20 protein-coding genes are annotated in these 21,530 nt (G+C 61.9%); 10 read left to right on the forward strand and 10 right to left on the reverse strand.

What is annotated here, in order from left to right; all coding sequences use genetic code 11:
* Positions 1 to 4 precede the first annotated feature (4 nt).
* The gene (locus tag ABF859_RS02180; protein ID WP_415525731.1) at positions 5 to 3,316 is read right to left on the reverse strand and encodes a Hint domain-containing protein; all 3,312 of its coding nucleotides are present in this window, start codon (positions 3,314 to 3,316) and stop codon (positions 5 to 7) included.
* Positions 3,317 to 3,513: 197 nt separating this feature from the next.
* Here ABF859_RS02180 and ABF859_RS02185 point away from each other — a divergent pair, with 197 nt between their 5' ends.
* Positions 3,514 to 3,894: an ArsC family reductase gene (locus ABF859_RS02185; protein WP_415525732.1), complete on the forward strand. Its 381-nt coding sequence runs from the start codon at positions 3,514 to 3,516 to the stop codon at positions 3,892 to 3,894.
* Here the strand turns inward: ABF859_RS02185 and ABF859_RS02190 are convergent.
* Positions 3,869 to 4,774, reverse strand: coding sequence for a helix-turn-helix domain-containing protein (locus tag ABF859_RS02190; protein ID WP_415525734.1), 906 nt, complete (start codon positions 4,772 to 4,774; stop codon positions 3,869 to 3,871). The two genes, ABF859_RS02185 and ABF859_RS02190, sit on opposite strands and share 26 nt — an antisense overlap.
* A gap of 428 nt (positions 4,775 to 5,202) precedes the next feature.
* Here ABF859_RS02190 and ABF859_RS02195 point away from each other — a divergent pair, with 428 nt between their 5' ends.
* Entirely contained in the window at positions 5,203 to 7,674 is a 2,472-nt protein-coding gene (locus tag ABF859_RS02195; RefSeq protein ID WP_415525736.1) for a membrane-bound PQQ-dependent dehydrogenase, glucose/quinate/shikimate family, read from the forward strand.
* A 76-nt stretch (positions 7,675 to 7,750) separates the two neighbouring features.
* Positions 7,751 to 8,641, forward strand: a complete 891-nt coding sequence (locus tag ABF859_RS02200) for a transporter (RefSeq protein WP_415525738.1) — start codon at positions 7,751 to 7,753, stop codon at positions 8,639 to 8,641.
* Between the two features lie 2 nt (positions 8,642 to 8,643).
* On the opposite strand, the gene ABF859_RS02205 is transcribed toward ABF859_RS02200, so the two are convergent.
* Together ABF859_RS02205 and ABF859_RS02210 are read right to left on the reverse strand one after the other, a co-directional pair.
* Complete coding sequence (locus ABF859_RS02205) at positions 8,644 to 9,378, reverse strand: hypothetical protein (protein WP_415525740.1); 735 nt, start codon at positions 9,376 to 9,378, stop codon at positions 8,644 to 8,646.
* Between the two features lie 80 nt (positions 9,379 to 9,458).
* Entirely contained in the window at positions 9,459 to 10,934 is a 1,476-nt protein-coding gene (locus tag ABF859_RS02210; RefSeq protein ID WP_415525742.1) for an aminotransferase class V-fold PLP-dependent enzyme, read from the reverse strand.
* 110 nt (positions 10,935 to 11,044) lie between these two features.
* Between ABF859_RS02210 and ABF859_RS02215 the strand changes: the two genes are divergently transcribed.
* Together ABF859_RS02215 and ABF859_RS02220 are read left to right on the forward strand one after the other, a co-directional pair.
* Positions 11,045 to 11,506: an Lrp/AsnC family transcriptional regulator gene (locus ABF859_RS02215; protein ID WP_415525744.1), complete on the forward strand. Its 462-nt coding sequence runs from the start codon at positions 11,045 to 11,047 to the stop codon at positions 11,504 to 11,506.
* A 37-nt stretch (positions 11,507 to 11,543) separates the two neighbouring features.
* Entirely contained in the window at positions 11,544 to 12,842 is a 1,299-nt protein-coding gene (locus tag ABF859_RS02220; protein ID WP_415525746.1) for an amino acid permease, read from the forward strand.
* 6 nt (positions 12,843 to 12,848) lie between these two features.
* Here the strand turns inward: ABF859_RS02220 and ABF859_RS02225 are convergent, their stop codons facing one another.
* Positions 12,849 to 13,247, reverse strand: a complete 399-nt coding sequence (locus tag ABF859_RS02225) for a DUF4186 domain-containing protein (protein ID WP_415525748.1) — start codon at positions 13,245 to 13,247, stop codon at positions 12,849 to 12,851.
* 93 nt (positions 13,248 to 13,340) lie between these two features.
* On the opposite strand from ABF859_RS02225, the gene ABF859_RS02230 reads away from it, so the two are divergent.
* A complete protein-coding gene (locus ABF859_RS02230) occupies positions 13,341 to 14,375 on the forward strand; it encodes an exodeoxyribonuclease VII large subunit (RefSeq protein WP_415525750.1) in 1,035 nt (344 codons plus the stop codon).
* Positions 14,376 to 14,387: 12 nt separating this feature from the next.
* Here the strand turns inward: ABF859_RS02230 and ABF859_RS02235 are convergent, their stop codons facing one another.
* Together ABF859_RS02235 and ABF859_RS02240 are read right to left on the reverse strand one after the other, a co-directional pair.
* Entirely contained in the window at positions 14,388 to 14,687 is a 300-nt protein-coding gene (locus ABF859_RS02235) for a hypothetical protein (RefSeq protein ID WP_415525752.1), read from the reverse strand.
* A 120-nt stretch (positions 14,688 to 14,807) separates the two neighbouring features.
* Positions 14,808 to 15,302: a hypothetical protein gene (locus ABF859_RS02240; protein WP_415525754.1), complete on the reverse strand. Its 495-nt coding sequence runs from the start codon at positions 15,300 to 15,302 to the stop codon at positions 14,808 to 14,810.
* Positions 15,303 to 15,447: 145 nt separating this feature from the next.
* On the opposite strand from ABF859_RS02240, the gene gap reads away from it, so the two are divergent.
* Both gap and ABF859_RS02250 read left to right on the forward strand, forming a co-directional pair.
* Complete coding sequence (gap, locus tag ABF859_RS02245; protein ID WP_415525756.1) at positions 15,448 to 16,470, forward strand: type I glyceraldehyde-3-phosphate dehydrogenase; 1,023 nt, start codon at positions 15,448 to 15,450, stop codon at positions 16,468 to 16,470.
* Positions 16,471 to 16,473: 3 nt separating this feature from the next.
* On the forward strand, positions 16,474 to 17,688 hold the full coding sequence (locus ABF859_RS02250) for a phosphoglycerate kinase (protein WP_415525758.1): 1,215 nt from the start codon (positions 16,474 to 16,476) through the stop codon (positions 17,686 to 17,688).
* A 379-nt stretch (positions 17,689 to 18,067) separates the two neighbouring features.
* Here ABF859_RS02250 and rpoH read toward each other — a convergent pair whose 3' ends face one another.
* Both rpoH and ABF859_RS02260 read right to left on the reverse strand, forming a co-directional pair.
* Complete coding sequence (rpoH, locus tag ABF859_RS02255; RefSeq protein ID WP_062507856.1) at positions 18,068 to 18,961, reverse strand: RNA polymerase sigma factor RpoH; 894 nt, start codon at positions 18,959 to 18,961, stop codon at positions 18,068 to 18,070.
* Positions 18,962 to 19,205: 244 nt separating this feature from the next.
* On the reverse strand, positions 19,206 to 20,174 hold the full coding sequence (locus ABF859_RS02260) for an RluA family pseudouridine synthase (RefSeq protein ID WP_415525760.1): 969 nt from the start codon (positions 20,172 to 20,174) through the stop codon (positions 19,206 to 19,208).
* Here ABF859_RS02260 and ABF859_RS02265 point away from each other — a divergent pair.
* Together ABF859_RS02265 and ABF859_RS02270 are read left to right on the forward strand one after the other, a co-directional pair.
* Complete coding sequence (locus ABF859_RS02265; protein WP_415525762.1) at positions 20,173 to 20,556, forward strand: hypothetical protein; 384 nt, start codon at positions 20,173 to 20,175, stop codon at positions 20,554 to 20,556. The genes ABF859_RS02260 and ABF859_RS02265 overlap by 2 nt on opposite strands.
* 55 nt (positions 20,557 to 20,611) lie before the next feature.
* Complete coding sequence (locus tag ABF859_RS02270) at positions 20,612 to 21,088, forward strand: TspO/MBR family protein (RefSeq protein ID WP_415525764.1); 477 nt, start codon at positions 20,612 to 20,614, stop codon at positions 21,086 to 21,088.
* A gap of 23 nt (positions 21,089 to 21,111) precedes the next feature.
* On the opposite strand, the gene ABF859_RS02275 is transcribed toward ABF859_RS02270, so the two are convergent.
* Complete coding sequence (locus tag ABF859_RS02275) at positions 21,112 to 21,411, reverse strand: ArsR/SmtB family transcription factor (protein ID WP_415525766.1); 300 nt, start codon at positions 21,409 to 21,411, stop codon at positions 21,112 to 21,114.
* Positions 21,412 to 21,530 lie beyond the last annotated feature (119 nt).

A 21,530-nucleotide genomic window follows, 5' to 3' on the forward strand; every position in this document is an offset into this window, starting at 1 on the left:
AGGATCAGGCGAACTGCGCGGCCGTCTCGACTGCGCTGTCCGCGAGATACGGGCCAGCGGCGCAGATCTCGATGGAGAGCAGGGCGAGGCTGTCCTGGTCGCGCTCACCGAGCGTCAGCAGGCCATTGCCAGCCGTCCAGCGGCAGGTAGCGTCGTCGGCGACCTGCCAGCCTTCGAGATCGGCTTGGGTCAGATGCGACGTGATGGAGCGCGTGGCGCGGGAGTCGTACAGGACGACATCGCCGACCAGAACGCCCAGTTCACGACGGTCATCAACAAACGGTCCAGCCGTCTCGGACGGACGGGCCGTGCGGGAGACGATCCGGACTGCCGTCACCTCGGTGGGAATCATGAAGATCGCCCGGCCAGCGGCCTCGCGGCTCTGACGGATGACCGTGCCGTTATCGGCCACGAGATGCAGGTCCGCATCCTGCGTCAGTTCGGCAGCAGCCTCATGGCTGTCCAGACCGGAAGCGATGGCGCGGTCCGCAATCTGGCGGAACATCGGCTCCACCGTTGCGCGATCCACGGTCAGAGCTGCTGCGGCGTCCTGCTCCCAGCTCTTCTGACGGCCACCGAGGCTTGCGACTTCACCGTGCTGGATGAAGGTGCGACGGTTGCCGGTGTCGAGATAGCTCTCGGTCAGCATGCCGTCCGCCATGATGACGGAGTGGTTTTCCGTCTCGAGGTGGAAGTAGTCATAGACGCTGATGGAGCGGTCGTAGAACACGGAACGGCCATTGACGAGCATGCGGGTCGGGACGAAACGGCCATCGATGAAGAGGCAGTGTTCCGGCGTGACCAGCAGGTCCTTGTTCGGCACGTTCGCGGCAATCGCATCCCTGAGGATACGCACCGGATGACCGGAGAGGTCAGCCGAGGCGCCGCCCTGCGCACGGACGCGCCTGCTGCCAACCCATGTGACCTTGCGGCTGACAGGGCTGCCGTCCACCCAGGCTGTGACCTCATCGCCGATGCGCAGGTCTTCGACGGCCGTGGTACCGGAGGGCGTCGTGATCATTGTGCCGGGCAGGAAGCAGATCTCGCTGCCCTTGGCGAGCGTGACAACCGTGCTGCCATCGCGGTCTTCGGTCAGATCGGCATGGTAGCCGGAATAATCGCCTTCGAGATCGATGGTGTAGCTCGCATCGCCTTCGGTAACGACAAGGGTGTCGCCGTTGATGGCGGCCTTGGCCACGCCAGCGTACTGGAGGCTGTCGATGTCGATATGGCCACCGACTGCGAGAATCGTCTCGTCGATCTCGCCACCCGCGTCCACGGTCAGCCAGGAACCGGAAGCGACAGTGGTTTCGTCAGCGACGCCGCCTGACAGGACCGTCTCGAACGCACCTTTCTGCAGGACCGTGTGATCGGTGCGGCCGCCATCATACTGGGTGGAACCGCTGCCGACCGTCGTTTCGCTGGCCGTACCCCCCGCGCTGATGAACTGCTGGCTTCCGCCCTTGAGCGTGGCGCTGATGGAGGCGCCCTGCACGTAGTCCATGCCCTGCTGATCGAGGACGGTGCCAACGGCGGTGCCGCCTGCGCTGACCGTCTCGTGAGCATGGCGCGTGATGGTGCTGCCGCTGGTATAGCCGCCGGAGAGCACGTCGATCTTGCCAAGCGTCGTGGCGCTGTTGCCGAAGGCGGATCCTGCAACCCACTCATGACCGCGAATGACGGTCGCACCGTTTTCGACGCCACCGGCCTGAACCGTCTCGAAAGCCTGACCACCGCTGAGGAGCGTGCCAACCGTCGAACCGCCGGACTGGACGGTGATGTTGCCCCTGGTGTCGGTCGTGGCGTTGGCAAAGCCGCCGCTGGCAACCGTCATGGAGCCACCCGTGATGGTGGTTCCGTCCGCAATGCCGGCATCAAGGAGCGTACCGCCGCTTACGGCCGTGTTAAGAGCCTGCCCGGTGGCGCTGACGACTTCGCTGCCGCTGAGCAGGTTCGTGCTGACGCTGCGACCACCGGCTTCGACCGTCTCCGTGCCGCCGGCCACGTTGGCATTATAGGTCTTGCCGTCGGACAGGACGTCGAGAACGCCGCCCTTGTTGACGGTCTCGCTGACGCCAGTGCCACTGGCATTGATCTTTTCGACACCACCGTTGTTGATGGTGGTCTCAAAGGAAATGGCATACTGGCCGACGACTTCTGTGCCGCCTGCGTTCAGCACGGTGTTCTGGGAAATCCCGTTGTCGTACTGGACTGCGCCGGTGGAAAGCGTGGCATTGTTGGCCAGGCCGTCAGCATTGACGATCTGGAGGCTGTTGGTCGAGAGCGTGGCGGCCTGCGAGGTTCCGTCCACGAATTCCATGCCCTGATAGGACAGGGTCGTGCCCGAGGCGACGGCGCCCGCGCTGACATATTCATGGCCATGGGTGCTGACGGCCGTGTTGGACGCGATGGCACCGGATGCGATGTGCAGTTCGCCAACGCCGGAAACCACGTCATTGATGGCGGTACCGGACAGCCATTCCTTGGCCCCGTTGATGATGGAGGATGCGGAGTCCACGGCACCCGAGGCAACGCTCTGGAAGGCGGCGCGGCCATTGATAACGGCCCCGCTCGTGACGCCACCGGTCTCGACGACGGACCAGCCGCTGGTGTTCTGCGTGCCTGATGCAACGCCACCGGCCTTAACTGTCAGGGTGCCGCCGCTGATGGTGGTGTCGAGGGCCGTTCCCGCGTCGTAGAGCTTGCCGCCGGAAAGGGTCGTACCGCTTGCAATGCCATGAGCGTAAAGCTGTTCATAACCGCCAGTGTTGACGGTCTCGTTGACGGATCTGCCACTCAGAACGAGATCGAAGCCACCATTGTTGACGACCGTGTTGTAGGACGAGCCACCCTTGCCGGTCGTGTCGCCGGAGTCGCTGTATTCGATCATGCCGCCGCCGCTGTTGATGACGGTATTGGTCATCGTGCCGCCATCGACATAGACCGCGTAGTTGCCCTGCGAATTTACGGTGACATTGGTGGCGGAGCCGGTGCCCTGAACTGTCATGCCGCCATCGTTGAGGACGACACCTGATGCGGACGCGCCGTTCAGGACAATGAACTGATCATGAAAAACAGTCGTATCCACGGCGGAACCGCCGCTGCGGACGATGACGGACTGGTTCTGGTCCTCGGTGTCGGCGGCGCCGGAAATCGTGGTGGCGGAAATGACACCGCCACCGAGGACGCTGACGGCCCCACCATCGAGGACAGTAGTCGAAACGGCGCTTCCGCCAGAGGACACGACCAGAGTGTCGCCTTTGGAAACCTTGATGCCGCTGACTGTCCGGCCGGATGTGACTGTCTGTTCGCTCATGATGTGTCCGCTCCACAATGATGTGGTTAATAGTTTGTTAACTATGCACTTCAGGAAAAAACTAACAACCGTTTTTTGATATTTCCGACAAAATGTGACTATCCGTGACATCTTCTGACGGATTTGTGGGAACAGCAGGGGCGTGGTTTCATGGTCGGGCCCCTTCCTCGTTCCATCGGAAACCAAGGACAGATTGCATGACCGCGTCCCTCACGATTTACGGCATTCCCAACTGCGACACGATGCGCAAGGCCCGGGCGTGGCTGACAGGGCAGGGCGTTCCATTCGTCTTTCATGACTATCGGAAGGACGGGCTGGAGCGCTCGCGGCTTGAAGGATGGGTGGAGCGTCTGGGGTGGGAAAAGCTGCTCAACCGTGCCGGGACGACCTTCCGGCGGCTTGCGCCGGAGCAGCGGGACGGTCTGGATGCGGCGCGGGCTGTTGCGCTCATGCTGGAGCATCCGGCCATGATCCGGCGCCCGGTTCTGGAAGGGCCGGGTCTCCTGCTGGTCGGATTCCGGCCTGACGACTACGCGGCAGCCCTGTCAGGGCTCAGTGATCCAGACCAAGCATCCTGATCTTGCGGTGAAGCGTGGAGCGGCTCACGCCGAGGAGGCGGGCGGCCGCGCTGACATTCCCATGTACCGTCACGAGTGCCGAGCGGATGACCTGTGCTTCTGCCTTGCGGAAGCTGGGCTCTTCCTGTGTGTCGAGCAGGGGAAGCAGGGCCGGGAGACTGGATAGTTCGCCTTCCGGCCAGTTCATGTGCCGCCTGCTGGCATGGGTCGCTCCCCGGATGTGACCGTCCCGGTCGAGAGCGACCAGCATCGCCGAGGATGATGTCGAAGGCCCGAGGGTCACGATCATGTCCTGCCGAAAGCGGTCATGGAACAGGTTTTCCTCCACGCGCCGGGCCGTTGTCAGCAGGGCGTCCATCAGGAGCGGCGCGGCGGGCAGGGTGCTTTCGGCGGCGAACGAACTGATATCGAGGGCGCCGGCAAGTTCTCCGATGGAATTATAGACCGGAACGGCCATGCCCGTGAGCTTGCGGAAGCACAGTCGCCAGTGCTGGTCATGGACGACCATGACCGGGCGCTCCTCCCGCAGACAGGTGCCGATGGCATTCGTTCCGGCATTCTGTTCGTCCCAGACCGCTCCCGCCTGAAAGCGCCATCGCCGGCATCCGCTGAGATTGCTGCGCTGCGTGTGGCGCGAGAGGACGATGCCGGTGGGATCGGCCAGCAGGACCGTGAAATCCAGCGGATCAACGAGGGTATGCAGACGCTGCATTTCCGGCAGGGCGCTCTGGATCAGGCGCTCCGTGCGGCCGCTGATGAAACGCAGTTCAGGCTGGCTGAGAACCTGTGTCTCCCAGCGTTCGGACGGGTCCAGATTATAGTTCGTGGAGCACCGGGCCCATGAATCCGAAAGGGAGGTGCGGGATGTCGCGACAGTCATCGCAGGCCTTTTGGGGGAGCATAAGGCGCCGGGTGCCGCAGGACTGTCGCAGTTCTGCGACAGGTACGACGCAGACAGTCACAATCGGGTGAGAGTTCAACGATGCGGGATAGCCCGCGACGAGAACAATCGGGAATGACGGGTTCTGGAAAAGGCGAAGCGTTGTTCATCGGATGTGTTTCTTTACAGGCCATCGGTCACGTAACGCTCCTTTCTTTTCCGGTACAGTGCTGTGGAACGGAAGGAAAGCAGGCATGAATCCGGGGCTTTTATAAGCACCGGCTCTTGTCGCTCCTGACGTACGAACAGGGCTGTTCCGTCCGTCACAGCCATGACGGGACGCTGACGATATCGCGTTCCGCCGATGATCAGGAAAGACAAATCATTTCAGAGAGAATGGTTTTCGTTTTCCGCAAGAACGAGGTGTCATGTCTGCTTCACTCCAGAGGGTAATGTCTCCATTAACCTCTATCCTGCTCGCACTTGTCGGGCTTTTTCTGCTGGGAGGGGGAGGATATCTCCTCATTCTCGGCGGCTCGTGGTTCTATGCCCTTCTGGGCCTCGTGATGCTTGCGGCTGCGGGTATCAGCTTCAGGAACCCCCTGCTGGCCGCGCGTCTTTACGCGGCTCTTCTGCTGGTGGCGACCATCTGGTCCGTTCTTGAAGTCGGGTTCGACATCTGGGGTCTGGAAGTCCGTCTCTTCACGCTCGTCGGCATCGCAGCCTGGATGCTGCTGCCGTGGGTGTGGCGCACCGGTCATAACTGGGTATCGGACAAGCGCGAACTGCTTGGCTCTGCCGCCATCGCGATGGTTGCAATCATTGCGAGCTGCTTCACGTCCTATTCCATCAACGGCACGCTTCCGGCGGACCGCATGGCGGCGACCAACCAGTCCGACCTGACGGCCAAGGACACGCCTGACGCCGACTGGCCGGCCTATGGCCGTACGGTCGGTGGTGACCGCTACAGCCCGCTGGCCCAGATCACGCCTGCGAATGTCAGCAACCTCAAACGCGCCTGGGTGACCCGCACGGGTGACGTCCAGAAGGCTGATGAAGGCGTTGTTGCCGGACCGGATCAGGGGCACGAGTTCAACCTTGAAGTCACCCCGATCAAGGTCGATGACACGCTCTATCTCTGCACGCCGCATAACTGGGTCATGGCGCTCGATGCCAAGACCGGCAAGGTGAAGTGGAAGTTCGATCCCAAGCCTGCTGCCGCCGATCTGGCCGCGAACGTCTATCTGGCCTGCCGTGGCGTCTCCTACTACAAGGCCGCTGACGACTATCAGGCTCCCGACGGGTCCAAGGCCTGCCAGAAGCGCATCTTCTCCCCGGTCGGCGACGTGCGCCTGCTGGCTGTTGATGCCGAAACCGGCAAGCCCTGCGAAGACTTCGGCGAGCACGGCTTTATTTCCCTGCGCCAGTATCTCGGTCATGTTCCGCATGGCTTTCACTTCGTGACGTCGCCGCCGCTGGTGGTGAAGGATCGCGTGGTTCTGGGCGGCTGGATTTTCGACAACCAGGCAAATTTCGAGCCGTCCGGTGCGATCCGTGCGTTCAACCCCATCACGGGTGAGATCGAATGGGCCTGGGATGCCGGCCACAACCCGGAAAACTGGAAGCCCGGCCCGAACGACGAACTGACGCGTGACACGCCGAACGCATGGGGCGTCTACACGGCCGATCCGGATCTGGGTCTGCTCTACATCCCGACCGGAAACTCCCCGCCGGACAACTGGGGTGGCTCGCGCCGTCCGTTCGACGATGCAACCTCCAGTGCCACGATCGCTCTCGACATTGAGACGGGTGAACGCCGCTGGACCTTCCAGACCGTGCATCACGATCTGTGGGACATGGATCTGGCCATCGGACCGTCCATGGTCGATCTGCCGGGCCCGAATGGCGAGAACATCCCGGCTCTGATCCAGAGCACGAAGCGGGGTGAGTTCTTCGTTCTGGACCGTCGCACCGGCAAGCCGGTTCCGGGTTATCCGGTTGAGGAACGTCCTGTTCCGACCGCAGGCGTTGCAGCGGATGACCATGTCTCTCCGACGCAGCCTTTTGCTGTCGGCCTGCCGTCCCTGACGCCGCCGGACCTCAAGGAAAGCGACATGTGGGGCGCGACGCTGCTGGATCAGATGATCTGCCGCATCCAGTTCCGCCAGTCCGCTTACGAAGGTCAGTTCACGCCGCCGCATGTTGGCAAGACGACGATCGTCTATCCGGCATTCTATGGTGTGGTTGACTGGCAGGGTGCTTCCATCGATCCGCAGCGCAAACTGCTGATCGCCAATGCGAGCTACCTGCCGTTCCGGATCCGTCTGGAGCATCGCCAGAAGGCCGAGAACGCCGGCATTCTGCCGAAGTGGAACGGTCAGGGCGACAAGCCGGAAGCCAAGGGCGATGCGCTGAGCGTCTCCCCCGATTACGGCACGCCGTACATCGCCTACACCAGCCCGTGGCTGAACCCGCTTCAGATTCCCTGCAAGGGACCGGTCTGGGGCAAGATCACGGCCATCGATCTGGTGACGAAGAAGATCGTCTGGCAGCACCCCGTCGGCACCACGCGCGACACGGGTCCTTTCCGGACGCATAACAACCTTCCGCTTCCGACCGGCATGTACAACATCGGTGGCAGCGTCCTGACGAAGGGCGGCGTGTCCTTCATGGGGGCGACGGCCGACGATTACCTGCGCGGTTTCGACATGTCGAACGGCAAGGTCATCTGGCGCGACCGTCTGCCCGCAGGCGGACAGGCCACACCTATGTCCTATCAAATTGATGGGAAACAGTATGTTGTGATCGCCGCGGGCGGTCATGGGGGCCTTGGCACCCGCAGCGGTGATTATATCATCGCCTACACCCTGAACGGGGAACAGGGCGCAGCCGCGCACTGATCGTCCGGTCATGAATGGAGCGTGTCCCTGGCGGGCACGCTCCACACTCCCACCCATTTCTATGGAAATTCACGTCATGCGTCGCAAATTCACGCTCGGAGTGCGCCTTGGGGCCCTGACAGTCTGGTTGCCTGCTGTTGCTTTCGTTCCGGGCTTTGCCGCTCATGCCGCGGATATTCCACTGGCCATCATCGGTCCGCACGAATACGACCTTCCGGTGGACTTCAAGCCGTTCAACGTGGTCGTGCAGTATGGTGACGGCAACGCAGCCGGCTCGATCTATGACAGTGGCGGCCAGCGCCGGGCGCGGGGCGGCAGCCATACCTGGAGCGGCATGACGAAATACGTACATTTCCGCAGCTTCGATGCCATCCCGCATGTCAGCTTCGCTTTCGAGCTGATCCAGTCCGAGGCCTACACGCTGGCCAATGGGCAGAACTGGGGTGGTCTGGGCACAACGATTGTTGGACCCGCAGCCTGGTTCAAGCCCAACAAGCACAGCACGCTAGGGATCCAGACCTTCATGGAAACGCCGTCCGGCACGCGGGATTCCATGGCGATGCATTACTGGGCTAACCTGTCGAGCATCATCTTCGATTACGAATGGAAGCATTTCAGCTTCGACGGCGATCTGGGCAGCGTCGTAAGCTCCACCAAGCACCGCAATGGCGATCATAGTTATTCGGCTGGAAACGTGTTCTACACGAACCTGCGCTTCAGCTGGAAAGCCACGTCACGCATCGAGCCGTTCTTGTCGCTCGACTGGCAGAACAGTGGCGGCATGCACGACAACACCTCCAATCTGTGGGTCGCCAATTCCAGCAGCCGTGAGACGGCGCTGGGTGTCGGTGCGATGTTCTACATCACCAAGCGCCTGTCGTTCACGCCACGGTATTCCCATTCCGTCGAAGGCCGGAACGTGCCGGAGACGAACGCCTATTACATGAAAATCGCCTATCTCTTCTGAGATCAGGGGGCAGGAATAAGAAAACTTTCCGGACAGGAATCGCTCGTGGGCGGCTCATCCGCGAGCGAGGATGCGGCAGGAAAAAGCGCCAGTCGCCGGGCCCGGATGCCGATATAAACCCGGTCGAGCACGGCTTCCCGGGATGTCTGATCGGTCGCACAGCGCAGACGGATCGCCTCTTGCCTGCGGCTTCCCAAAGACACGGCAAGATCGCGGATCAGCGCGTCACGATGAACCGTCTTTCCAGCATTTCCCCTCAGAATGGTTGCGGCCGGGCTGTTGCTGAAAGCGGTATAGGTTCGTGCGGCTTCCTCAAAGAAATCCTCCTGCGCAAAGCCCAGACATGCCGCACGGACCTGATAGTCCCAGCTCAGCGACGTGTCCGTTTCCCCGGGCGTCAGGGCAATCATGTCCTTTCGCAGGGCAGGCAGGAGAACAACTGGCGGGAAATGGACCGGACCATAGGACCGGCATCCCCGATCGCGCCAGTCATCGGCTGAAACACCGGCTTTCTGAAGATCCCGCGGAATGGAGCCCCTGAAAGCCCACAGATAGAGGGTTCGGGCAGGGGCCGCCAGAGTATCGGTACGGTTCGTGCTGCCGGTCCGGCTCAGGGTGGGTGTCCAGCCGATTTCGAGCGTATAAGCCGAGAACTGGCGTCCGGTCGCCGGGTGCAGGGGACCTTCCGCCGCACATCCGCCCAACGCGAGGAGAAGCCCTGCGGCCCATACACCCATCCACCGTCTCATCGCAGGCGTCCCGTAACGTTTATGCAATAAAGACGTTGGCCTGCGACGGGACTGATTACAAGCCTGTTTCAGGCTGCGGCCTTCGGGCGGAAACGTGCCGTGGTGATGTCGCAGTCATACTGCGCAGCCGTCTCGCAGGGGTTGCTGGCAAGTTCATTGACCGCGTTGAGGATACGCTCGACCTTGCCGTCATCCATCAGCACGCTGAAATTCAGGCGCGTCCAGCCCGGCTTTTCAATTTCCTGACCTGAGAGAATGGCGCTGCGGATCAACCCGGACTCATCCTCATCAATCCCCAACAGACGATGCGCGTAAGGGCCCGCACACGCACAGCCGCCACGAACCTGAATGCCGTAACGGTCCGACAGCATCCGCGTGAAAAGCTGCTGGTGAATAAAGCCGCCATTCTTCACATCGCGGATGCGGAAGGAGAAGATCGGAAGGGCATTGGCGGTCGGATGGCCAAGGATCTCGATGGCCGGATTGCTGCTCCAGGCCTTCATGGCACGCGCGCGCAGTTCGGCGTTGCGCTGCGCCATATAGGCCTCCCCGATGACGTCCTTGACGATGAAGGCCAGGGCCGCGCGGATATCCCCGATCACGTTCGGCGTGCCGCTTTCCTCGCGTGCGGCAAGGTTCGTAGTGTAATCGTGGTTCCAGGGCGAGACGAAGCGCACCGTGCCACCGCCCGGAAGGACAGGCGTCGTACGGGGCATGGCGGCATTGCGTACGATCAGCACGCCTGATGCCGCCGGGCCACCGATGAACTTGTGGCAGGACACGACAACCGCATCTTTTTCGAACGGCGTGCCCGCCTGCATGTCGATCGGGCAGTAAGGCCCAGCTCCGGCATAATCCCAGATGGACAGAGCGCCGTAACGCTTAAGCAGGACCGTGACCGCATTCACATCCGTCAGGATGCCCGTCACGTTGGACGCAGCCGAGAAGGAGCCGATCTTCAGCCGATCCGCCGGGCAGGCTTTCAGCGCCTTTTCCAGAACATCCAGATCCGGACCACCTTCGGTCGCCTCGGGGATTTCGACGATCTCCGCACCGCTTTCACGCCAGGGCAGGATGTTGGAGTGATGCTCGTAAGGGCCAATGAAAACGGTCGGTCGCTTTCCGGCTTCGCACAGGGTCGGGATTTCCAGCAGGTGAACCAGACGGTTCAGCCCGGCCGTGGCGCCGTTGCCTATGAAGATGGTCGTGAAATCGGGGGAAGGGGCGTGGCAGAGCTGGGCGATCATGGCGCGGGCGCTGTTGCGCAGGCGCGTCATGTAGGCACCGCAGAAAGATGCTTCGGTGTGGCTGTTGGCGTAGAATGGCAGGATCTCGTCCATGATGAACGTCTCGATCTGCTTCAGCGCACGGCCGGAAGCAACGTAATCAGCATAGAGCAGGGACTGCGTGCCGAACGGCGTCGAGAACTTCGCGCCATCCCCGATCACACCCTTGGCCAGCGCGCTCAGCCCGTTGTTGCGCAGTGTCTGCTCGAACTGCTCAAGAATGGCCGTGCTGTTGTCGAGATTGCCGATCGTTTCCATGGCGCGATGTTTTCCCCGTGCGTGATGAAAGGACGATAGACCGATGGAACGGGTGAAAACCGCTTCTTTTTTGAAGGTGAAAAATCCTTTTTGTGGTCATATGATGCGATATGGCCAGAAAACTCGATCAGACGGACAGAGCGATCCTGAGAATCCTGCAAAAGCAGGGTACCCCCTCCCAGCGCGAACTCGCCGAAAAGGTCGGCCTGTCGCAGAATGCCTGCTGGCGGCGGCTGAACGCCCTGCGCGAGGATGGCGTGATCGCCCATGACACTGTGCGGCTCAATGCGTCCGCGCTGGGCCTGACCCTGACGGTCTTCGTGCTGATGCGGACGCGCCATCACTCGCGTGAATGGTTTGAAACATTCCGCAAGGTGGTCGGTTCGATCCCGAACATTGTTGATTTTTATCGGATCGCGGGCGAATACGACTATCTTCTGAAGGTGGTGGCCTGCGACATGAACGATTTCGATCGTGTGTACCAGCAGATCATCAGCAAGGTGGAGCTTGATGCCATCACCTCGTACATGACCATGGAAACCCTGGAGGACAACAGGGATCTTCCGGTCTGAAACCGCCATTTCGTCCACAGCAGGAAGTCTTTTGTCCATGAGCCAGCCCGACCAGCTCGCCCACAGTCTGCGCACGCGCCACGTCGTCATGATCGCTCTTGGTGGCGTGATCGGGGCGGGGTATTTCATTGGAGCGTCCGCAGCCCTGTCCTTGGGCGGCCCTGCGGTGTTGCTCTCCTATGCTCTGGCGGGAACGCTGGTGTTCCTGGTCAATCTGATGATGCGGGATCTGGCGCTGAAGGTGCCGGGGCGGGCCTCGTTTCTGGGGCAGATCCAGTATTCTCTGGGAAACCGGGCCGCGTTCGTGGCGGGCTGGGCATACTGGCTGACATGGATCATTGCGATCGCGGTGGAAGTCATTGCAGTGGCGACGATGCTCGCGCCCTATATTCCGCTGCCCTATGCCGTGCTGGAAATTCTCATCATGGGGCTGATGACCGGCGTGAACCTCATGTCCGTCAAGGGCTATGGCGAATTTGAATACTGGTTTTCCACCATCAAGGTTCTGGCGATCGTCAGCTTCATCGGGATCGGCGTCTGGGCCCTGCTGAGCCGCCCCATTCCGGTGCATGAGAACCTGTTCGCGCATGGTGGCCTTCTGCCGCATGGCTGGCTGGCGCTGCTGGCGGTGATCCCGACCATCCTGTTCTCCATGGGGGGCAGCGAGATTTCCACCGTTGCGGCCGTTGAATCCGACAACACCGAGCAGAACATCGTCCGGGCCACGCGCTCCATCGCATTGCGGATCGGCGGATTCTATATCGTTTCGATCGCTCTGGTGCTGTGTCTGGTGCCGTGGAGCGATGTGGTGCCGGGGTATTCGCCGTTCCTGCTGGTGCTGCACCGGCTGCATGTGCCGTTTGCGGATGTGGCGCTGGCGCTCGTGGTCATGACGGCGGCGCTCTCCAGCCTCAATTCCGGGATCTATGTAACGTCCCGCATCCTGTACGAACTGGCGGAATCCGGCTCCGCTCCGGGGCTGTTCCTGACCGTGGATGCGTCCACGAAACTGCCGCGCCGGGCCATTCTGGTCAGCGCGCTGGCGTCCATTCTTGTGGCGGCTGTGGCCGTTCTTTCGCCGACGCTGATCTTTGGCCTGCTGGTCAGTCTGACGGGCGGCTTTATGGTGTTCAACAACACCATGATCGTGGCAGGACGTCTGAAGCTGGTGCAGGACTCATCGTGGAAGGCGTATGTCGCGCTGGTTCTGATCGGCTGTACACTGATCGCCATGCTGATCCAGCCCGAGACGCGCTCGCAGATCGTATTGGGCGCAGCCGCGCTGCTGCTGATTTTCGCAGCGGAGCGGTTCGTACCGCGTCGCCAGCCTGACTGAACGCTCTCAGAACAGCGCCCCCTGCGCCGGGCTGCTGGGAACGGTCCGGCCAAAGTCCCGCTCGATCCAGCTCCGAAGCACGAGCAGGATCTGCGCCTGCTGCTCGGATGTCAGGGGCCTCCCGGGCGCCATATCGTGCCATTTGGACAGGCAACTCCGGCAGCACGAACCGGTAGCATGCTGGGCGATGAAGACCGGATGACCGCGCATGGGGGTCTGTTTGCCGTCGCGGGGCGGATGGGCCGGGGCGAGACGTTCGGCGATGAAGGCCGAACCATGCTCCATGACCGCATCGAGGCCCCGGCTTTCGAGATAGAGTCGCGCCTGATCGTCCAGATGGAACCGTGTGCGAAAACGCGACCGGGCGAGGCGTTCGAACAGTTCTTCGGGATCAAATCGGCTCACCAGCCCACAACCTTCTGAAAAACAGGCAAAAAATCGCGTGAGAGGGCGTCAGCCCCCTGTAAGAACATTTGTTCTTTCTCCATATGGTGACGGATGGACGCTTTTCCGAGACGCTCCCGCTCATCTTCCGCGGCGGGAGATACGACAACACTGACGGTTCTCTCTCCGCTTCAGGTGCAGGACCTGTTCTCCGCCCGGCTGGACGAGATCTGTGCCGCTTTTGACGAATGGGGCTTTCCGCTGGTCGTGGCGGGGCAGCTTGGCGATGCCGCGCCCAATTCCTATCCCAAATACTATCAGCTTCCCCTGATCGACCCGCAGTTCGGGACAGTCCTGTCTCTTGAGGTCCAGAAATCCATTCTGGCGCGGGCGGAAGTGGGGCCGGGCGATCATGTGCATGTGACCGGTATGCTCCGGGCGCGGCAGTATCGCGGGCAGGTTGCCCTGCGGTTCGAAGTGGTGGCGGTGGAACTCCATGATCCGGGGCGGCAGCGGGCGGAGCGTGTGGAGCGTTCCGTTCTGGACGTTCTGCGGGGGCTGCCCTGCGCGTTTCATCCCTATCCCGCACGGCCTGACGCTCGGCTTCTGCTGATTCACTCGGCGGCGTCCAGCGCGCTGGTGGCGGAGGATTTCCTTCAGGCGCTCGGCGGAGCCTGGCGTCCCGAGCGTGTGAGAAGCCTTCCCACGGCCATGAACGATCCGGCCCGTCTGGCGGAGGCGATCGGCACCTGCCGTGAAGAGATCATCGTCCTGATCCGCGGGGGCGGGGATGTCTCGGATTTCGTGGTGTTTGAAAACCCGCTGGTCATGGAAGCCCTGGCCGTCTGTCCGGCGCACCGCGTTCTGGGGCTGGGACACACGGCCAATCGCACGCTGGCCGAGCGCGTCGTGGATCATGCCGCAACGACGCCAGCCGATGCCGGGCATTACATCCGGCGCATGAGCGGACGGATCTGGCAGGAACAGGAAGAAGCGCGGGCGCAGCAGGAAGAAATGGTCGCACTCCGGGACAGTGCTGCGCTGACTGTCGTACCCGAGCGGACGCCTGTCACGCTGCGCCTGCGGAACGGGCTGATCCTGCTCGCGATCGGCACGGTTCTGGGACTGTTGCTCACCCGCCTGCTTTAGGGAGCGAAAGACTTACGGAGAGGATGTTTCCCGGAGCGTTCCGGTCATCCGCAGAACGGCGAGGGCCATTGCTCCAAGAAACATGCACAGGCCAAGACGACCATACCCATGACCCTGTAACAGTACGGTGTTCAGGGCAAGAATATAGGTAAAGAGGGTAAGCTGCCCCCGCATACCATGTGTGCTGAGGCGAAGTGCGAAAACGGCACACAGGATGCCCAGCCCCAGTTCGGCACCGGTCATATGTCCTGTGTAGCCGCTAAGGGTGCCTCCAATTCCAACCAGCGCAAGCAAAGCGTCTGTTCTGGACATGGTCACTGGCTTTCCTCTCCAACGTCTCCAGAAATGGGTAGCGTGGGTAGGATCGGCGCGTCAATTTGAAACCGGAATGGATTTGACGCGGGACAGGTAGCCGGGTCTGTCCGCACGATGTCAGCGTACGTCCACGCGGACGAACGGCTTGGTGGCCGACGGATCGGTAATGGCGTGCATCTCGATCTGGATAGGCTGGGCGCCGGCTTTGGCAAGATGCGCCGCGACCAGAGCGCCCAGATGATTGGTCACATCCGTCAGGGCCTGTGCCTGGGCGTCCGGTGTGGGCTGTGGCGGAGCGAAGGCCTGCACGGTGAAAAGCACGTTCGGCTTGCGCGACAGGGCGGCCTTCGCGGCACGCTCGACGATGGGGCCATATTCGGATTCCGGAGTGCCTTCGGAGACCGACAGGAACGGGGCGTGCGGCGGCGGTCCCGGCGGTGCGGGGGGAATATAGGGCTGGGGTGGCTTGCCCGCGTTCGGGTTGAACGTGCGCTGGTCCAGCAGCTTGCAGCCCGACAGCAGGGGCATGGCCAGCAGGAGCCCTCCCATCAGGAGTGCGGAGTGCGGAACGAAGCCCCGCTGCGAACGGAAATGTCGGACGAAAGGTGCCATATCGCGCGGAACCGTCGCAGGAACGGAGGGTTTGAGCAAGATTATAGAGCCAACTTCGTGAAAAACTGTTGATCCCCCCTGTTGCTTCGCTGTGGCAGTGCTATGGAAGATGCCCCAGTTTTCAAGGAACGGAGTAGGGCAGGTCATGGCTGTAAAAATCGCGATCAACGGTTTCGGACGGATCGGACGGCTGGTGCTGCGTGGCATCATCGAAAGCGGACGTACGGATGTCGAGGTTGTCGCCATCAACGATCTGGGTTCGGTCGAAGCCAACGCGCATCTGCTGGCCTATGACAGCACGCATGGCCGCCTTCCGGGAACTGTCCGCGCCGAAGGCAACAGCCTGATCATCGAAGCCAATGGCCGCACCTATGGCCCGATCAAGGTCTCTGCCGAGCGCAACCCGGCGCAGGTCCCGTTCCAGGGCGTTGACGTTGCGATGGAATGCACGGGCCTGTTCACGTCCCGCGAGAAGGCTTCGGCCCTGCTGGAAGCCGGTGCCAAGCGCGTCGTTATTTCCGCGCCTGCGACGGATGTGGATGCGACGATCGTATTCGGCGTGAACAACGACGTTCTGACGCCGGACATGAAGATTATCTCCAACGCGTCCTGCACCACGAACTGCCTCGCCCCGGTGGCGTCCGTTCTGGACAAGGCCTTCGGAATCGAATGTGGCTACATGGTCACGATCCATTCCTACACGGGCGACCAGCGCACGGTGGACACCCTGCACAAGGATCCGCGCCGCGCCCGCGCCGCCGCCCTGAACATGATCCCGACCTCCACTGGTGCTGCCAAGGCCGTGGGACTGGTCCTGCCGCACCTGAAGGGCAAGCTGGACGGCACCGCCATCCGCGTCCCGACGCCGAACGTCTCGCTCGTCTCGCTGGACTTCGTGCCCAAGACGGCCCCAGCCTCTGTTGAAGCCGTGAACGAAGCGATCCGCGTGGCTGCGTCCGAAGGCCCGCTCAAGGGCATCCTGGCTTACAACACGGCCCCGCTGGTGAGCTCCGACTTCAACCATGACGTCGCATCCTCCACGTTTGATGCCACCCAGACGGCTCTGGTCGATGGCGGCAAGCTGGTGCGCATCTGCGCCTGGTACGACAACGAGTGGGGCTTCTCCAACCGTATGGCCGACACAGCCGCCCTGTTCGGGAGCCTCTGAGTGATGGCCTTCCGCACCCTTGATGGTGTGGACGCACGCGGCAAGCGCGTGCTGGTCCGCGCCGACCTCAACGTCCCGATGCATGACGGCGTCATCACCGACGATACCCGCCTGCAGCGGGTTGCCCCCACCATCCGCGAACTGGCCGACAAAGGCGCGCGCGTCGTGGTGTTCAGCCATTTCGACCGTCCCAAGGGGCAGGTCGTGCCGGCGCTGTCGCTACGTCCGATCGCGCTGAAGCTCGGCCAGATCCTCGGTCAGCCAGTCGGCTTCGTCGCTGAATGCGTCGGCCCGACCGTGGAAGCGGCTGTGGGCGCGATGGCGGACGGGGACATCATCGTTCTCGAAAACACGCGCTTTCATGCCGGTGAAGAAGCCAATGATCCGCAGTTCGCCAAGGCTCTGGCGCAGAATGGCGATATTTTCGTCAATGATGCGTTCTCGGCCGCACACCGCGCCCATGCTTCGACCGAAGGCGTGGCGCGGGATCTGCCGTCCTTCGCCGGGCGTCTGATGCAGGCGGAACTGAGCGCGCTGTCCGCCGCTCTGGAAAATCCGGAGCGTCCGGTCGGTGCGATCATCGGCGGCTCCAAGATCTCGACGAAGCTCGACCTGATCGGGAATGTCATCGAGAAGGTGGACACGCTGTTCATCACGGGTGCAATGGCCAATACGTTCCTTGCGGCTGAAGGCATGAATGTGGGTAAGTCCCTGCAGGAAGCCGACATGCACGAGACGGCGCGCAAGATCGCCCATCTTGCGCAGGAAAAAGGGTGCGAGATCATCCTGCCCGTCGATGCTGTCGTAGCGCGTGAGTTCAAGGCCAATGTCCCGACCGAGACTTGCCTGATCGGCGAAGTCCCGGACGATGCCATGATCCTTGATGCCGGTCCGCGCACGGTCGAACTGATCCGCGAGCGTCTGGACACGCTCAAGACGCTGGTCTGGAACGGTCCGCTGGGTGCGTTCGAGATCGCGCCGTTCGACAGAGCGACCGTCGAGGTTGCGCAGTATGCCGCGCAGCTCACGGACGAAGGCAAGCTCAAGACGATCGCCGGCGGCGGTGACACGGTCTCGGCCCTGCGTCATGCAGGCGTCGTGGACAAGATGACCTATGTCTCCACTGCTGGCGGGGCTTTCCTCGAATGGCTGGAAGGCAAGATCCTCCCGGGCATCGAGGTGCTCCGCTCCGCGGGCCACGATCTGGGGCTCGAATAAGAGAAAAGCCGGGGAGGGTAACTTCCCCGGCTTTTTTATGTTCTCTGAGAGGGGGCATTGGCTGTTGCGGAAGGTCGTGTGGGGCTGTTTTCTGCTTTGTGGTCTTGCAGGCTGTCAGGCCTATGACCATCCCCCGACACAGCCCGCCCCGCCTTCGACGGGAGAACCCGTCCTGAGCGGTCGTCCGGACGGCATGCTGCTGTTTCCCTCAAGAACTGAATCGCAATCCGCTTATGGCGACCGGTTCAATGCCGACGGGAGCCACAACAACGGCTTCTGACCCGAAGGTCCGGCCTGCATCGAAGCGGGGTTGGTGTGCCGACAATAAAAAACCCCGCTGAAGCGATGCTCCAGCGGGGTTTTCGTTAAAGACTCGACCTCAGGCCTGAAGCCCGTTTTCGCGGCGGCGATGTTCCACTTCGGCGGCCATGGCCTTCTGAAGTTTCTCCATCGCACGGGCTTCGATCTGGCGGATGCGCTCCCGCGAGACGTGATAGTGATGGGAAAGCTCTTCCAAAGTGGAAGGCTCTTCCTTCAGGCGACGCTCGCTCAGGATGTGACGCTCACGCTCGTTCAGCGTCATCAGTGCCTGATCCAGAAGGGCCTTGCGGCCCGTGAACTCTTCGGACGCAGCGTAAGTCTGTTCCTGGTTCTCGTGATCGTCCACGAGCCAGTCCTGCCACTCCCCTTCGCCATCGATGCGCAGCGGCGCATTCAGGCTGTGGTCGGGCGCGGCCAGACGCTGGTTCATCGAGACGACGTCCTGCTCCGGCACGCCGAGCGTGGTTGCGATGGAATTGACCTGCTCGGGCTTTAAATCGCCGTCATCAATGGCCTGCATCTGCCCCTTGAGGCGACGCAGGTTGAAGAACAGCTTCTTCTGCGCGGCGGTCGTGCCCATCTTCACCAGCGACCAGCTATGCAGGATGTATTCCTGCATGGCAGCGCGGATCCACCACATGGCGTAGGTGGCGAGACGGAAGCCACGCTCCGGATCGAACCGGCGCACGGCCTGCATCATGCCGATATTACCCTCGCTGATGAGTTCGTTCACCGGCAGGCCGTAGCCACGGTAGCCCATGGCAATCTTGGCCACGAGACGCAGATGGGAGGTGACGAGGCGGTGTGCCGCACTCGTATCTTCGTCCTTGCGCCAGCGCCGGGAGAGATCAAGCTCTTCCTGCGGCGTTAGCAGCGGGAACTTGCGGATTTCCTGAAGGTAGCGGGTCAGGTTGTTTTCGGGACCCACTGAAATGACGGCTGGGGATGCCATGATCTTCGACTCCTTTCGCCCGGGGCTTAACCCGCATCCGGATGAGATGAAGACTCATACGGACCGGCGACGGGATAGTTCCGTCTGACCCAGGTGACGCATTGGGAAGGACTTTCACGTCCCCGACCGTCAGCCCCCGGACTGGGCGACCTCTGGTGGTACGATCCGTTCCGGCGGCGCGTCAGCTCGTCGGATGAGCAGTTTATGACAGGCCCAGCCAAAAAAGTCAATGGCCTTTTAAGGTTTAGCCTATCAGTCGCTTTTTCAAGGTCTGGAAGTCTTCAGGAGGGGCAGTTTCGAAGGAAAGCTGCTTTTTTGTCCGTGGATGGATGAATCCGAGTCGGGTCGCATGGAGCGCCTGACGGGGGAAATCAAGGGCCGCTTCCTTCGCATCCTGCGACAGACCGCGCGCCGCGGCTGGGATCCGGCGCAGATAGACCGGGTCTCCGAGCAGGGGATGGCCTGCATTCGAAAGGTGAACACGGATCTGATGGGTCCGTCCAGTGGCGAGGCGACATTCGATCAGGGAGACAGCGGCCTGAAAGGGTTCGATCAGTCTGAAGCGTGTCAGGGCGACCTTGCCGCCACTGCCCACGACCGCCATGCGTTTGCGGTCCCGCTTGTCGCGGCCGATATTGCCGTCGAATTCGCCTTCTGACGGCAGAAGCCCCCAGGCAAGGGCCAGATAGGCGCGGTCGATGTCTCGGGCAGCAAAGGCGTCCGACAGGGCGTTGTGAACCATGGCCGTCTTGGCCACGACCATTAGACCGGACGTATCCTTGTCCAGACGATGCACGATTCCCGGACGCTTCTCGCCGCCGATCCCCTCGAATCCTTCGCCGCAATGGCCGAGCAGGGCGTTGACCAGCGTGCCGGTCTCGTTGCCCGGGGCAGGGTGGGTGACGAGGCCAGCCTGCTTGTCGAGCACGATCAGGTCGTCGTCCTCGTAGAGGATGTTGAGCGGGATCTGTTCCGCGATAGGCCGGGCCGGGGTCGGGGCTGGGAATGTCAGCAGCAGTTCCATGCCGTTGCGCAGGGTTTCGGCAGGCTCGCAGACCGTCTTTCCATTGACGGAAAGATTGCCGCTTTCAATCAGGGCCTTGACCCGGGAGCGCGAAACCGTGCCGATGGCGTCCGCCAGCGCCCGGTCGGCCCTCTGGCCAGCCGTGGACGCATCGACAACAAGACGGAATGGGGAAACAGGATCAGACATGACACAGGGTGTAGCCGAGGAAATGGCGAACAGCGAGTCGCAGACGCCGAAAGCGCTTCTGGCCGCTGTGATTTTGATGGGTGTGCTGATTATCGCGGCCGTCTTCGGGCTGATTGGCGTGATTGCCTACCGTTTTCTGCATCCCCGTCCGAGTGTCACGGCCACCGTGCCGCTGGCTGAGGGAGGCTTTTCCCGTCTGGCGTTGCCGCTCGGACCGGGAGAGCATGTGACGGCGGTGACGGCCCGGCCGGACGGGCTGATGGCCGTGACGCTGAGCGGTGCGGGAAGTGACCGGGTCCTGCTGTGGAATCCGGAAGCCGGAAAGATCGCCGCCGAGCTCGATTTCGGTACGTCTGCGCCGTCCACAGCGCCGACGCCCTGAACCGTGAGCCCTGCTGCCGCGTTATGGCAGCAGGATTTATGAAGGATCAGGGATTATGGGACGTCTGATTGATGCGGTCGTGGCGGCTGGCACGGTTTTCGGGGTTCAGTATGCCGCCCGGGAAATCAGCCCGGCCGATGACAAGTCCACCCGCCGCTGGTACGAGCATCTGAACAAGCCGCATTTCAATCCGCCCGGTCCGGCCTACGCTGTTATCTGGACGGTGCTCGACGGCCTTCTGGCCTGGTCAGGATATCGCCTGCTGCGGGCGGAGAAGTCCTGCGCCCGCACGGCTGCGCTTGTGTTGTGGGCACTGTGCGTGGCTGGCGTGGCCGGTTTTCCGTTCTTCGTGTTCCGCAAACGGCAACTCGGAACGGGCCTTGCGATCTGCATCGGCCTGATCATGACGTCCGGCGCGTCGATCTGTACGGCGCACAAGGTGGACTGCAAGGCGGCTTCCATGCAGGTGCCGTTCTTCGTCTGGCTGGTTTTTGCAACCTGCATTCACGAAGAAATCTGGCGCAGGAACTGAAAGCGCCTCCTCCAAGGCGTCTCTCAGGGTGCGTTCAGAATCGCCGCCAGCAGCCCGGGGAACCGTTCGTCGAGTTCCTCGCGGCGCAGGGAGTTGCGATGCTGGACGCCTTCAATGCGCGTCCTCAGGATTCCGCTGTCCCGCAGAACCTGAAAATGATGCGACATGCTGGATTTGGGCCGCGTCCCGATCAGTGTGGCGCAGTTGGCTTCCCCGACCCGCTCCAGATGCCGAACGATCTCCAGACGTGCAGGGTCGGCCAGCGCGCGCAGCACCAAAGTCAGTTCGAACGTCGCGGGATCAGGATGGTCGTAGGCAGCCATGGGGTCTTATCCCTTTCCTGAGATTTTATCGCAACACCTGCTTTGTTCGACTCGCATCAAACAAAAAGCTTGCCTTGTTCGAATATAGTCGAACAATATGAGGGCCTGTCCAGAGGAGA

Source organism: Gluconobacter sp., from assembly GCF_047722525.1.
Classification (GTDB): Bacteria; Pseudomonadota; Alphaproteobacteria; order Acetobacterales; family Acetobacteraceae; genus Gluconobacter.

Bases quoted from the DNA above. Each gene is read 5' to 3' on its own strand.
- ABF859_RS02230 (WP_415525750.1), top strand. From the start codon at position 13,341: ATGGACGCTTTTCCGAGACGCTCCCGCTCATCTTCCGCGGCGGGAGAT.
- ABF859_RS02220 (WP_415525746.1), top strand. From the start codon at position 11,544: ATGAGCCAGCCCGACCAGCTCGCCCACAGTCTGCGCACGCGCCACGTC.
- gap (WP_415525756.1), top strand. From the start codon at position 15,448: ATGGCTGTAAAAATCGCGATCAACGGTTTCGGACGGATCGGACGGCTG.
- ABF859_RS02275 (WP_415525766.1), bottom strand. From the start codon at position 21,411: ATGGCTGCCTACGACCATCCTGATCCCGCGACGTTCGAACTGACTTTG.
- ABF859_RS02270 (WP_415525764.1), top strand. From the start codon at position 20,612: ATGGGACGTCTGATTGATGCGGTCGTGGCGGCTGGCACGGTTTTCGGG.
- ABF859_RS02205 (WP_415525740.1), bottom strand. From the start codon at position 9,378: ATGGGTGTATGGGCCGCAGGGCTTCTCCTCGCGTTGGGCGGATGTGCG.
- ABF859_RS02185 (WP_415525732.1), top strand. From the start codon at position 3,514: ATGACCGCGTCCCTCACGATTTACGGCATTCCCAACTGCGACACGATG.
- ABF859_RS02210 (WP_415525742.1), bottom strand. From the start codon at position 10,934: ATGGAAACGATCGGCAATCTCGACAACAGCACGGCCATTCTTGAGCAG.
- ABF859_RS02265 (WP_415525762.1), top strand. From the start codon at position 20,173: ATGACACAGGGTGTAGCCGAGGAAATGGCGAACAGCGAGTCGCAGACG.
- ABF859_RS02180 (WP_415525731.1), bottom strand. From the start codon at position 3,316: ATGAGCGAACAGACAGTCACATCCGGCCGGACAGTCAGCGGCATCAAG.
- ABF859_RS02195 (WP_415525736.1), top strand. From the start codon at position 5,203: ATGTCTGCTTCACTCCAGAGGGTAATGTCTCCATTAACCTCTATCCTG.
- ABF859_RS02215 (WP_415525744.1), top strand. From the start codon at position 11,045: ATGGCCAGAAAACTCGATCAGACGGACAGAGCGATCCTGAGAATCCTG.
- ABF859_RS02250 (WP_415525758.1), top strand. From the start codon at position 16,474: ATGGCCTTCCGCACCCTTGATGGTGTGGACGCACGCGGCAAGCGCGTG.
- rpoH (WP_062507856.1), bottom strand. From the start codon at position 18,961: ATGGCATCCCCAGCCGTCATTTCAGTGGGTCCCGAAAACAACCTGACC.
- ABF859_RS02240 (WP_415525754.1), bottom strand. From the start codon at position 15,302: ATGGCACCTTTCGTCCGACATTTCCGTTCGCAGCGGGGCTTCGTTCCG.
- ABF859_RS02260 (WP_415525760.1), bottom strand. From the start codon at position 20,174: ATGTCTGATCCTGTTTCCCCATTCCGTCTTGTTGTCGATGCGTCCACG.
- ABF859_RS02200 (WP_415525738.1), top strand. From the start codon at position 7,751: ATGCGTCGCAAATTCACGCTCGGAGTGCGCCTTGGGGCCCTGACAGTC.
- ABF859_RS02190 (WP_415525734.1), bottom strand. From the start codon at position 4,774: ATGACTGTCGCGACATCCCGCACCTCCCTTTCGGATTCATGGGCCCGG.
- ABF859_RS02235 (WP_415525752.1), bottom strand. From the start codon at position 14,687: ATGTCCAGAACAGACGCTTTGCTTGCGCTGGTTGGAATTGGAGGCACC.